Here is a 12,540-nt window from a genome sequence, read left to right on the forward strand (position 1 = left end):
TTAGCGTTTTGGAACCATTCGAAACAACACAGCTCTAAAACCCAATAGCATTGATAGTATCCACAATACCTGTTTTGGAACCATTCGAAACAACACAGCTCTAAAACCGACCGTATCGCTGAGGCGCCTCACTTCGAGTTTTGGAACCATTCGAAACAACACAGCTCTAAAACCCAGGTCTCCACCTAAGAACACTCGTGGCAGTTTTGGAACCATTCGAAACAACACAGCTCTAAAACGCTGGAATTGTTACGGTAAACTCTTGAGAAGTTTTGGAACCATTCGAAACAACACAGCTCTAAAACCTCGTAGAAAAATTTTTCTCACGAAATTTCGTAATCGCGCCATTCGTCCCAGCCAGACTTCAGCTCGTCAGGTTCCAATTGTTACTCTTATTATACCATATTTTCAGGGTTCAAGAAATAGTCTTGATCCAATACATACTGCGGAAAATCATAGATTTGCCGAGGCTCAATAAACAAGACGGACAGTTGATTGAGTTGGATATACTCTATCAAATTTACTAACTCATCCTTTGATAGATAGGCGGATGCATTGATGAAAACAAGGAGTTTCTTTTTAGAAAGATATTTAAAAACCTGGACAATTTCTAGCATCTTTTCAAAAGGTGTATCACTCAGGGTTTCGACTTTGACACCAAGTGCATCGATTAACTCTAGAATGGTAATTTCATCATACTCTAGGTCTAACTCGTTTTCTAAACACTCAAATGCTAGCAATTCTGTAATCGTAGCAACCAGCTTTTCAATCATGGATTTGACTTCGGGCTTGTCATTGAGCTGATTTTCAAGATCTGCATGTATCAGCTTGAGCATCGCAGGTGAGTTGAGATTGTATCCTAAGACATCCGTTATCACTAGTAATTCAGCTTCTTTCAGAGCTTTTAGATTTCTATCAAACAACTTCAACTCCCCATCATCAGTATATTGGTAGAATTGCTTGACGATAGTTGAAAAGGTAAACTGGTCTTCCAACACTAAAAAAGTGGCATTTTCAATAGCTAATGGTTCATCCAGTAGTGGGAAATTAATCTTCATCTCTAGGCTCCTCTCCTAGAAAGACCAAGCGTGCGTCGGAGTTTGCTACGCTGGTATTTCGCTCACCATTTAAGTAAATCATACGAGAAAACTGCTTTTCTGTAATGGTTAAGAGAGTAATGTTCCCCTTTTTAGGGTTATGGGTCTTGAGTCGCTCAATCATGGCGTTATTAGCAGAGTTGTTGAGCAAGAGTTTGCTATAGATGGAGAATTGGTGCATGATAAATCCCTCATCTATGAGGAACTTCCGAAATTTCCGATATGCCTTGCGTTCCTCTACGGTATCAACTGGCATATCAAACATTAAAATCATACGCATATATCGATAATTCATATCCTAAACTCAGGAACTCCTTTCTCGGGTTGATTGAGAGCTTGGATGACTTTCTTAGTATAGTCACTGATGATATTGGACAGGTACATATCTTTACCATTGTAGTGGAAGATGTCTGAGAAAATAGTAAAAAGTTCTCGTTTGATTTTGACAAAAGAACTGTTTCGATTTTCATAGACAATTCTGTCAATAATCGGACGGAAAGGCTCCATAATATCGCTAGCTAGGTTGAATTGATTGAACTGGTTGGCATGTTTCAAGCCAAACTGAGTCATGCAGCCAGACAAAACAATCTCACGCGCAAACATACTCAAAATTAAGGTGTAGCCATAGTCCAAGGCGGCATTGATATCACTATCTTGCTCACGACTAAAATCATTTCCAAACAAGGTGTTAAAATAAATCCGAGCTGCGTGCCCTTCACGGTTACTAGGATCAAACAAATCCAACCCATGATAGAGATCGATGACGGACTGGCTCTTTTCCAGAAAACCACAACTCCCCAGGTAAAAAGCTTGATTGAGAATTTTTTGTGCAATGATGGTTGTCCATATTTCCGCCTTTACATCTTCATTCCAAGCAATTTGACGAGAGAGTTGCAAACTGGAATCATGACGACCGTAGTAAGGCATTAAATATGCCGTTGGTAAGCGTTTATCATCACAAAAGATGACCAGAATATTTTCATCCACCAAGCGCTTTATCAGCATAGTGGAGAGAACAATATCTGTCGTCTCCAAAAGCAGGATGTCCACCTCGGACAGGTGAATTAACTCTGTCCGAGAGGCATCTTTAAAAATCAAGTGGTTATTCTTGTAGGAGAGTTTAGAGTGCGTATTGACTACAATAGTTCTCCATCCCATTAGTCTTCTCCTAATTTGCTTAAGTCAATCCGAGTCTCGTAGAGACCAGTGATGGATTGGTGGATGAGGGTGGCGTTGAGGAGTGAAGAAGGTGTATAGTCTCTGTATCGTGGAATTTTTACTCCCAAGAACTCGAAGTCAGAAGCACTTCCTTGTGAAGTTAACTCGAATAAACCAGCATTTTTACTATTTCTTGGACCAATGAAACTGAAACATAACTTTTCGATATCAACTGTTTCCCAATCAATAAATGCTTGTCTGATTCTTTCTCCATTTTTTAATGCGCCTACATATTTATCGTTAAAATCAAGTACAGATTCTAAAAGTTTAGCAAAATCATTTCGATGTTTCTCAACATACTCTAAGTGTTCTGGTTCAAGTGTTTTATTAATATTCTTAGCATGATACAAAAGAGTCGTATACTTTTCGGAGATGACCAATTCATTACCTTTATGAATTTCTCCTCGTTTATTGTTTGTCGATAGAATACTTGCTAGTCTTCTTCTTGTACCATCAGGAAACTCAAACAAACTATATTTAGGTAAAGTAATAGTTGATAGAATTTTTATGTATCCTTTTTCAAGAAGATAGTTTTCTTTGTTCTTTTCAAAATTTATTTTATCTAAAATAGAGATACCTTGAAATTCAAGAACTGTCTTTTGTTGTTTTTTCGCTCCTTTTTCAATAATAGCTTTAACTAAGACCGCGTATGAGTTAGAAATACCAGCGTAACCACCGTATTTTCGTGGATCAAGCCCTTGTTTAATTGGTACAAGATTTTCTTTACTATCTTCTGAAGGTTTAGGAGATGGATTAGAATTGAACAATCCTCTAGGTTTACCTCTATCTAGACCATGTGTTTGAATCTCTGTCTTCTTCACAATATTCACCTGCGGAAGTGAAAGAACTTTTTTAATTGTAGCGAAATCTTTTTCTTTATTCCAAGCGATTTCTCCAGTATCCTTAGAGTATTCGATATTCTCTCGTTTTACGATGGTTCCGTCTGCGTAATGCACCTCTTCTTTAAAGAAGTTCAACAAGTTTGAGTAGAAGAAATACTTTTCAGTTGCTTTTTCAACTTCTTTAGGATCTTTGGATCTGGAAATATATCTCTTAATATCGTACTTTTGATAGTCACCATAGACGAATTCAGGCTCTAGTTTAGGATATTTCTTAAGGATAGCCTTAGCCACCACTGCATTTAAATAGGCATCATGTGCATGGTGGTAGTCATTGATTTCGCGTACCTTATATAAACTAAATTCTTTACGGAAGTTGGAAACTAGATTGGATTTCAAAGTGATAATTTTGACCTTACGGTTCTTCTTATCCTTCTCAGTCACTTCTGTATTAAAACGGGCATCCAAAATCTGAGCAACATGTTTTGTGATTTGCCGTGTTTCAACTAGTTGGCGTCTGATAAAGCCAACTTTATCTCGCTCATCTAGCCCACCACGTTCAGCCTTGGTTAAATTATTAAATTTATGTTCTGAAATCAATTTGGAATTCAGTAATTGTTGCCAAAAAGCTTTTCTTTTTTGAACAACCTCTAAACTTGGAACATTATCAGATTTACCACGATTATCCTTTGAACTAGTCAAGACACGGTTGTCTAGAGAATCATCTTTTATAAAAGCCTGTGGGACGATGTGGTCAATGTCATAGCTACTTAGTTGGTTGATGTCAAGAGGTTCTCCAGTGTACATATCCTTCCCATTTTGGAGATAGTACAGAAAGAGACGGTCGTTTTGCAGTTGAATATTATCTGTTGGATGTTCTTTTAATATATTTGAGTCAAGCCCAGGAGCTAGATTTTTTAGTGCATCTTCAATGCGCTTATATCTTTGTTGAGAATTCTTTTTCCCTCTGACAGTTGTCTGATTTTCTCGTGCTATCTCAATCACAATGGACTCGGGAGCGTGTCCCATAACTTTGACAAGCTCATCGACAAGTTTGATACTTTGTAAAATTCCTTTTTTAATAGCAGGACTACCTGGGAGTTCTTGGACAACTTGCTTCACATCGTTTGTCTTACCAACCACTTGTGCTTTTTGAATAATGTCTTTGAAGGAAAGCCCGTCATCATTGATTAACTGCATAAAATTACGATTGCTGTAGCCGTCATCAATCAAGTAGTCAAGAATTGTTTTACCAGTTTTTTTATCACAGATACCGTTGATTAGCTTAGCAGAGAGTTTTCCCCAACCAGTATAATGTCGACGAATCAGTGCTTTAATCACTTTTTCATCAAAGAGAGAGTCATATTGAGCAAGACGTTGCTTGATCATTTCACGATCTTCAAAGATAGTGAGCGTGTGGATGATATTTTCAAGAGTTGCTTCATTTTCAGCATCATCCATAAACGCTTTATCCTTGATTATTTTAAGTAAATCATGATAAGTAGAAAGACTAGCGTTAAATTGTTTTTCAATTCCTTTTAGTTCGATTCCATCGTAGCCATCAACATTGTGTAGGTACTGAATGATGTCTTTTTCAGTTACTTTTCTTTTCTCTTTGAATAATTGATTGACAATTTGCTTCTTTTGCCCACTATCAAGGAATTGATAGTCTCTCAATCCCTCTGCAATAAATTTTACTTTTGTTAATTCATTGTAGACAGCAAATGTTTCATACAAGAGACTATGCTTGGGCAAAACTTTTTCCTCTGGGAGATACAAGTCATAGTTAGTCATCTTATTGATGAAGGCTTCCGCAGAGCTTGCTTGGTCAACAATTTCTTCAAAATTCCAAGGTCGGATTGCTTGGTCAGAATTTCGAGTAAGCCAAGCAAAATTACGATTTCCACGAGCCAATGGACCAACATAGTATGGAATACGGAACGTTAAGATTTTCTTTATCTTTTCTTTATTTTCTTGCAGAAATGGATAATGTTCTCCTTGCCGACGGATAATGGCATTCATTTCTTGAAGATGAATTTGATGAGGGATAGAACCATTATCAAAGGTGCGTTGTTTTCTCAAGAAATCTTCACGTTCAATTTTATCAAGGAAATAATCTGATCCTTCAAATTTAGAGAGAAGATTTTTGATGTACTTGTAAAATGCTTCTTGAGTGGTTTTGCCATTGATATACCCAGCATACCCATCTTTAGATTGGTCAGAGAAAACTTCATCATATTTTTCTTGAAGATTGTTTTGGATGAATTGTTTTAGAGCTGCTAAGTCTTTTTGGTGGTTTTCATAGCGCTCAATCATAGATGCTGATAGTGGAGCCTTGGTTGAAGGATCTGTGACAGTTAAGATTCCTGAGAGAAGAATGGCATCATAGAGTTTTTTAGCCACTAGGAAAAGGTCTGCAAAGTCATCTCCAATTTGTCCGAGTAAGTTTTCCAAATCCTCATCATAGGTATCTTTAGAGAATTGTAGTGGAGCTTTTTCTTCTAAGTCAAAATGTTTTTTAAACTCAGCTTGATTTCCTACAATTAACTTGAGAAATTCTGAAAATAGACCAGTGGGTTTTTCATAAGCAAAGAGTTTTAGAATGCGTTCTCTCTTAGCAGATTTACTAATTTTATCAGTAAAAATTGCTTCTACTTGTGCATTTTGTCCACTAAGTGAACTTCCTTCAAAGGTGTTGTCGTAAATGCTTATAAACTCGCTAAAGATTTTTTGGATATCATTGTTTTTAATATCGAAAGATTCTTCATACAAAAAATGTCCGCGGTATTTAATCATATGCGCTAATGCTAGATAGATCAAGCGCAAGTCAGTTTTTTCTTTTGAGTCCGCCAGGTGTTTTCTCAAATGATAGATAGTTGGAAATTTCTTGTGATATTCTTTTTCTTCTGCCAAGGTAGCAAAAATAGGATATTTACTTCCTCTTTTATCCTCAGGAACTAAGAAGGAGTCATCTAATCGATGGAAAAAACTACTATCCACCTTGCTCATTTCTTCAGAAAAGATTTCTTGAAGATAGCGAAGACGATTTTTTCGACGAGTATAGCGACGGCGTGCTGTTCGTTTGAGACGTCTATCTTCAGCAGTAGTTCCTTCATCAAATAATAAAGCTCCAATTAGATTTTTCTTGATAAAGTGTTTATCAGTATTGCCTAGAACTTTCATCTTTTTCGATGGCACCTTATAGTCATCCGTAATGACGGCCCATCCGACGCTGTTAGTTCCGATATCGAGTCCGATAGAGTAATTGTTATTGTTCATATAGTTATAAACCTCCTTTGTATTAAATTATAATTTTTTAAAAAATTACAAAATGAGAGCTTTGATTAAATCAACGCAACCTTTCATAAACTTTACTACTTCAGATAGGATAGCTAAATTATCTTTAGTAAATTTGAACTTTTTCAAAATAATCTCCTTAAAATACAACTATAAATAAATTATAGCATTTCTAATGATAATTTCAATAAAACGAATGATATATTTGTGGAAATTTGTTAGAATTAGTAAGGGGTTGTATTTTAGTTTTAGAACTGTATTGTTTCAAATAATAATAAACTAGCTTTTTGTTTTATCTGTAAAATAATTTACATTTCACTTGATAATATTTGATAAGTATAGTACAATAAAATCGTTGGAACTATTCGAAACAACACAGCAAAGTTAAAATAAGGCTTTGTCCGTACACAACTTGAAAAAGTGCGCACCGATTCGGTGCTTTTTTGTTTTACTATACTAATTTATTGTACTCTTATTTTAATGAAAAGACAAATGCAAGTATAGCGCTTTCAATAGTTTTTATGAAATTGCTAGATTCAAGTATAGAATTTACTTAATTTATGTGTGGCTAATCTGGATATATAAAGAAGAACTAGGATAATTAAGCATCCTAGTTCTTCTTTATATAAATGATTTTGTTATTCCTTCTCAGCCAATTCTTTTCCCAGTTGGATGAGGTAATCTTTCAAATCATCCTTGACTTGTGGATGTTTGAGGGCGTAGTCAATAGATGTTTTCATAAAGCCGAATTTATCTCCAACGTCGTAACGAGCGCCTGTAAATTCACGGGCGAAAACACGTTGTGTTTTATTAAGCGTATCAATAGCGTCGGTAAGTTGGATTTCATTTCCAGCACCAGGAGCTTGATTTTCTAAGATATCAAAAATCTCAGGTGTGAGCAGATAGCGACCGATGATTGCCAAATCACTTGGAGCATCTTCTGGAGTTGGTTTTTCAACAAAAGTTTCGACACTGTAGAGACCATTGATTCCTTCGCTTTGAGGAGCGATAACTCCATATGCTGAAACTTCTTCATGAGGGACAGGCATAACAGCGATTGTTGATGCGTGAGTTGTCTCGTAATCGTTCATCAATTGTTTTGTCAAAGGTACAGCGTGGTCATCTGTGATATCCATTAGGTCGTCACCAAGCATGACAACGAAGGGCTCATTCCCTACAAAAGCTTTTGCTTGTAAGACAGCATCGCCAAGACCACGAGGATGGCTTTGACGGATAAAGTGAAGGCGAATCCCAGTAGTTTCATCAACTAATTTCAATAAGTCCTGTTTCCCTTTTTCTTTGAGGTTATATTCAAGCTCGAAGTTTGAGTCAAAGTGGTCTTCGATAGAACGCTTTGATTTACCAGTGACAACCAGAATATCTTCAATACCTGATTTAAGAGCTTCTTCGACGATAAACTGGATAGTTGGTTTGTCCACAATTGGCAACATTTCTTTAGCAAGTGCTTTGGTTGCTGGTAAAAATCGAGTTCCTAGTCCAGCGGCAGGGATGACTGCCTTTCTAACTTTTGATGTCATAAGAATCCTTTCTATAGAGGGTTAAGACCACTCATTTTCTGCTTTAAATTCATTGTTCATGATGTCATAAATGGCATCTTTGATATTGGTTCCGTGATAGATAACTTGGTAAATGGCCTGTGTAATCGGCATATAGACTCCAAGTTCTTGCGCTAGTTCATAGGCTGCTCGAGTCGTTGAAATTCCTTCAATTACCATGCCCATATTGGCTTCGATATCGGCTAGAGACTCTCCTCGTCCGAGAGCATCGCCAGCTCTCCAGTTACGAGAGTGGATGGAGGTTCCCGTTACAATCAAATCTCCCACACCAGATAAGCCACTATAGGTCAATGGACTAGCCCCGAGTGCTACTCCTAGGCGGGTAATTTCTGCCAAGCCTCGAGCGATGATGGCTGCCTTAGCGTTGTCACCAAATCCCAGACCATGTAAAGCTCCGGCACCGACAGCAATAATATTTTTAAGAGCACCAGCAGTTTCGACCCCGATAACATCCGTATTGGTATAAAGTCGGAAGTAGTGATTACTAAAGAGTTCTTGAACGTATTGAGCTGTTTGCAAATCTTTAGAAGCAGCTGTGATTAAAGTTAGGTCACGCACAATGGTCTCTTCTGCATGGCTAGGACCTGAGACAACGACGATATCACTGCGGAGCTGTTCAGGAATTTCTTCTTCAAGGATGGTTGATAATCGTTTATGGCTATCGGGTTCTAATCCCTTTGATGCGTGCATGATAATAGCCTTATGGTCCAGGGTTTGTGCAACTTGTTGGGCAACAAGTCGTGTTACTTTTGTTGGGACAACAAACAAAATCGCATCCACATCCTTCAATGCTTTTGCTAAGTCAGTGTAGGCAATAATTTTTTCATCTAAAACGACATCTTTAAAGTAGTGTTTATTAGTATGGTGTGTATTAATTTCATTGATTTGTTCGGGAATATTTCCCCAAATACGTACCTCGTGTCCATTGTCATTTAAGACTTGTGAAAGGGCAGTTCCCCAAGAACCAGGCCCCAAGACGGCGACGGTTTGTTTTTTCATGTTTTCCTCCCTGATAGAGTTCTCTCTTTTATTTTATCACATTATAGGGGATTTTGCACTTGCATTGCTGGGGGAGTGGTAGCTTTGTTGCTTGAAAAATATACAAAAACCGAGACGAAGTATTAAAGTCTTAGTCTCGGTTTTGATATTTCTTAAAGAATAGCTAGGTTTATTTCAATTGATCTGTAGTGTCTTTTGATAATAACATTCCCAGATGGTAAGTTTTATTGATATAAGCAATGACATCATTGATGTTTTCAGTCGATTGAATTTTCTCTTTGATGTCAGCCCTAAATGTTTCATCCTTCAAAAGTTGTTCTTGGTAGAGCCTTTGAAGTCTCTCCTTCTCGTACTTATTGAGCAGAAAAAGGAACACCAAGCTAATCACAACGAGGACATAAGCATATTGGCTCATAGAAAATCTCCCTGTATGATAAAGAAGTAGTAGTGAATAAATCGATTTAGTGGACCTAAACTAGCAGAACAAGTCAGCAAAACTTGATAAGATCTTTGATAGGCCTCTAAACCAAAGTCCGTATAGGCTTTAGTGTAAGTTACTTAGATTATTTTGCAATCAAGTAATTTTAAAAATTACGACATGAGCCTAACCAAATCGATATTATTTAGTTAGGTGAATTAGTGAAGCGATTAGGCAAGCGTCTCTGATTACGACGTTCTGGAACATAAATCGATAATATTATGTCACAGAACTAGTGAAGCGCCTGACCAAATACCTGATAGGATTTGGCGTTAGTTACTTAGACTAGTTTACAATAAAGTGATTAAAAGATTACGACATGAGCCTAACCAAATCGATATTATTTGGTTTGGTGAATTAGTGAAGCGATTAGGCAAATCGCCATAGTTACGACGTCATGGTCTCTAAATCGATTATATTTAGAGACCATGACTAGTGAAGCAGTTAGCTAGTCCGCATATAAGCGGCTAGCGTCTAACAATTAGGAACTTTAGTTCCAATTGTTAGTACTGAATCACATCTTCTCTGGCGCCTCTACTCCGAGCAAGCGAAGGGCTTCTTTGAGAACGACTGCGGTTGCGTAGCTGAGGGCTAGACGGCTGTCGCGTTCTGGACTTTCATCCAAGATGCGGGTATGTGCATAGTACTTGTTGAAGGCTTGAGCCAGGCTAATTGCAAATTTAGCAATGATAGAAGGTTCAAAGTTATCCGCCGCACGGTTGATAATACGTGGAAAGTCTTGGATGAGTTTGATGATTTCCCAGCTTTCAGCATCATTCAAGCTATAGTTGCCAGCTGTTTCTGGTTTGAAATCCGCTTTGCGCAAGATAGATTGGATACGAGCGTAGGCGTATTGAACATAAGGTCCAGTTTCCCCCTCGAAGGATACCATAGCCTCTAGGTCGAAGTCGTATCCATTTGTACGGTCGGTCTTGAGGTCATAGAATTTAATGGCTCCAACCCCAACAGCATGCGCTACTTGGTCTTTATTTTCAAGTTCAGGATTTTTAGCTTCAATTTGGGCTTTGGCACGGCTAACAGCCTCTGCAACTGTAGGCTCTAGCAAGATGACATTCCCTTTACGAGTAGAGAGTTTCTTCCCTTCTTTTGTAACCAAACCAAAAGGAACGTGGGTAATGTCGTCACTCCAATCGTAGCCCATCTCTTGCAAAACAGCTTTGAGTTGTTTAAAGTGGGCAGATTGCTCTTGACCAACGACGTAGATAGATTTAGCAAATTGGTATTCGTTTTTACGGTAAAGAGCTGCAGCCAAGTCACGTGTGATGTAGAGAGTTGCACCATCAGATTTTTTGATAAGGGCTGGATGTTCAATTCCATATTTCTCAAGATTCACAACTTGGGCACCTTCTGATTCAACAAGAAGGCCTTTTTCAGAAAGAATGTCTACAACTGCATCCATCTTATCGTTGTAGAAGGCTTCTCCATTGTAGCTGTCAAATTCGACTTGTAATTCATTGTAAAGACGGTTAAATTCCACCAAACTTTCATCACGGAACCATTGCCAAAGTGCGAGAGCTTCCTCGTCTCCATTTTCAAGTTTACGGAACCATTCGCGTGCTTCTTCATCCAAGCTAGGGTCATTTTCAGCTTCAGCGTTGATGCGGACATAGAGTTTAAGAAGTTCATCGATTGGATGAGCTTTTACAGCTTCTTCATCGCCCCATTTTTTGTAGGCAACAATCAACATCCCAAACTGTTTACCCCAGTCTCCCAAGTGGTTGACCTTGACCGTTTGATAACCGATTTTTTGGAAAATATGTGATAAGCTATCTCCGATAACAGTTGAGCGTAGGTGGCCAATAGAGAATGGCTTAGCGATATTGGGACTAGACATGTCGATAACAACATTTTCTTGTTTGCCAATAGTTTGGTCAGCATAGTGTTCTTTTTCAGTGATAACAGCTTGCAATACTTGAGCAGAAATGGCAGATTTATCAAGGAAAAAGTTAACGTAAGGTCCTGTTGCAACAACCTTTTCAAAGGCTTGGCTGTTAATTTTTTCAGCCAGTTCAGCCGCAATCATTTGAGGTGCTTTACGTTCGACTTTTGCAAGAGAAAAAGCGGGGAAAGCGATGTCTCCCATTTCTGAGTTTTTAGGGGTTTCCAGTAAATTTAAAATAGCCTCTTGGTCCAGGCTATCAATGATACTAGCCAATTCGCTAGCAATCAATTCTTTTGTATTCATTAAGAGCTCCTTTTTGGACTTTTCTACTATTTTATCACAATTTTAAAGAAAGAAGAAAAAATTTTTGAAATCTCCTATTTTTTTGGTATAATATAGTTATAAAAATAGTTATAAATATTCACATAAGAGGATTTTATGAGAAAAAGAGATCGTCATCAGTTAATAAAAAAAATGATTACTGAGGAGAAATTAAGTACACAAAAAGAAATTCAAGATCGGTTGGAGGCACATAATGTTTTTGTGACGCAAACAACCTTGTCTCGTGATTTGCGCGAAATCGGCTTGACCAAGGTCAAGAAAAATGATATGGTGTATTATGTACTAGCAAATGAGACAGAAAAGATTGATTTGGTTGAATTTTTGTCTCATCATTTAGAAGGTGTTGCAAGAGCAGAGTTTACCTTGGTGCTTCATACCAAATTGGGCGAAGCCTCTGTTTTGGCAAATATTGTAGATGCAAACAAAGATGAATGGATTTTAGGAACAGTTGCTGGTGCCAATACCTTATTGGTCATTTGTCGAGACCAGCACGTTGCCAAACTCATGGAAGATCGTTTGCTAGATTTGATGAAAGATAAGTAAGGTCTTGGGAGTTGCTCTCAAGACTTATTTTTGACAAGGAGAGACGGAAAATGGCGACAGAAAAGCTATCACCCGGCATGCAACAGTATGTGGATATTAAAAAGCAATACCCAGATGCTTTTTTGCTCTTTCGTATGGGTGATTTTTATGAATTATTTTATGAGGATGCGGTCAATGCTGCGCAGATTCTGGAAATTTCCTTAACGAGTCGCAACAAGAATGCCGACAATCCGATTCCTATGGCGGG

The 12,540-nt window shown here is 37.8% G+C and carries 9 protein-coding genes, 1 pseudogene and 1 CRISPR repeat array (1 of these 11 only partly in view); of the genes and pseudogenes, 2 read left to right on the forward strand and 8 right to left on the reverse strand.

The features are described 5' to 3' along the window. A CRISPR array of direct repeats spans window positions 1-305; the repeat unit is 36 nt; unit sequence GTTTTGGAACCATTCGAAACAACACAGCTCTAAAAC (it extends 127 nt beyond the left edge of the window). Window positions 306-395: 90 nt separating this feature from the next. The 8 genes from csn2 to argS form a co-directional block, all read right to left on the reverse strand. Next, window positions 396-1,058, reverse strand: a complete 663-nt coding sequence (csn2, locus tag CJ239_RS10760; protein WP_102211556.1) for a type II-A CRISPR-associated protein Csn2 — start codon at window positions 1,056-1,058, stop codon at window positions 396-398. Next, window positions 1,048-1,392, reverse strand: coding sequence for a CRISPR-associated endonuclease Cas2 (cas2, locus tag CJ239_RS10765; RefSeq protein ID WP_102211557.1), 345 nt, complete (start codon window positions 1,390-1,392; stop codon window positions 1,048-1,050). Before cas2 ends, csn2 begins: the two co-directional genes overlap by 11 nt. Continuing rightward, entirely contained in the window at window positions 1,389-2,255 is an 867-nt protein-coding gene (gene cas1 / locus CJ239_RS10770) for a type II CRISPR-associated endonuclease Cas1 (protein ID WP_102211558.1), read from the reverse strand. Before cas1 ends, cas2 begins: the two co-directional genes overlap by 4 nt. Beyond that, window positions 2,255-6,433, reverse strand: coding sequence for a type II CRISPR RNA-guided endonuclease Cas9 (gene cas9 / locus CJ239_RS10775; protein WP_102211559.1), 4,179 nt, complete (start codon window positions 6,431-6,433; stop codon window positions 2,255-2,257). Before cas9 ends, cas1 begins: the two co-directional genes overlap by 1 nt. Window positions 6,434-7,089: 656 nt before the next feature. Then, complete coding sequence (galU, locus tag CJ239_RS10780) at window positions 7,090-7,989, reverse strand: UTP--glucose-1-phosphate uridylyltransferase GalU (RefSeq protein ID WP_102211560.1); 900 nt, start codon at window positions 7,987-7,989, stop codon at window positions 7,090-7,092. Between the two features lie 21 nt (window positions 7,990-8,010). Beyond that, a complete protein-coding gene (locus CJ239_RS10785; RefSeq protein ID WP_102211561.1) occupies window positions 8,011-9,027 on the reverse strand; it encodes an NAD(P)H-dependent glycerol-3-phosphate dehydrogenase in 1,017 nt (338 codons plus the stop codon). A gap of 169 nt (window positions 9,028-9,196) precedes the next feature. Continuing rightward, window positions 9,197-9,442 (reverse strand): MarR family transcriptional regulator, encoded by a 246-nt coding sequence (locus CJ239_RS10790; RefSeq protein WP_102211562.1) that lies wholly within the window; start codon window positions 9,440-9,442, stop codon window positions 9,197-9,199. Between the two features lie 577 nt (window positions 9,443-10,019). Beyond that, on the reverse strand, window positions 10,020-11,711 hold the full coding sequence (argS, locus tag CJ239_RS10795) for an arginine--tRNA ligase (RefSeq protein ID WP_102211563.1): 1,692 nt from the start codon (window positions 11,709-11,711) through the stop codon (window positions 10,020-10,022). A 135-nt stretch (window positions 11,712-11,846) separates the two neighbouring features. Between argS and argR the strand changes: the two genes are divergently transcribed. Both argR and CJ239_RS10805 read left to right on the forward strand, forming a co-directional pair. Continuing rightward, window positions 11,847-12,293 carry an arginine repressor gene (gene argR / locus CJ239_RS10800; RefSeq protein ID WP_001231476.1) on the forward strand — a complete coding sequence of 149 codons (447 nt, stop codon included), beginning with the start codon at window positions 11,847-11,849 and terminating at the stop codon, window positions 12,291-12,293. A 50-nt stretch (window positions 12,294-12,343) separates the two neighbouring features. Further along, window positions 12,344-12,540, forward strand: a pseudogene (locus CJ239_RS10805) (DNA mismatch repair protein MutS); the annotation flags it as partial.

The organism is Streptococcus sp. UMB0029 (assembly GCF_002871495.1).
In the GTDB taxonomy this organism is placed as follows: domain Bacteria; phylum Bacillota; class Bacilli; order Lactobacillales; family Streptococcaceae; genus Streptococcus.

Bases quoted from the DNA above. Each gene is read 5' to 3' on its own strand.
- csn2 (WP_102211556.1), bottom strand. From the start codon at position 1,058: ATGAAGATTAATTTCCCACTACTGGATGAACCATTAGCTATTGAAAAT.
- cas2 (WP_102211557.1), bottom strand. From the start codon at position 1,392: ATGAATTATCGATATATGCGTATGATTTTAATGTTTGATATGCCAGTT.
- cas1 (WP_102211558.1), bottom strand. From the start codon at position 2,255: ATGGGATGGAGAACTATTGTAGTCAATACGCACTCTAAACTCTCCTAC.
- cas9 (WP_102211559.1), bottom strand. From the start codon at position 6,433: ATGAACAATAACAATTACTCTATCGGACTCGATATCGGAACTAACAGC.
- galU (WP_102211560.1), bottom strand. From the start codon at position 7,989: ATGACATCAAAAGTTAGAAAGGCAGTCATCCCTGCCGCTGGACTAGGA.
- CJ239_RS10785 (WP_102211561.1), bottom strand. From the start codon at position 9,027: ATGAAAAAACAAACCGTCGCCGTCTTGGGGCCTGGTTCTTGGGGAACT.
- CJ239_RS10790 (WP_102211562.1), bottom strand. From the start codon at position 9,442: ATGAGCCAATATGCTTATGTCCTCGTTGTGATTAGCTTGGTGTTCCTT.
- argS (WP_102211563.1), bottom strand. From the start codon at position 11,711: ATGAATACAAAAGAATTGATTGCTAGCGAATTGGCTAGTATCATTGAT.
- argR (WP_001231476.1), top strand. From the start codon at position 11,847: ATGAGAAAAAGAGATCGTCATCAGTTAATAAAAAAAATGATTACTGAG.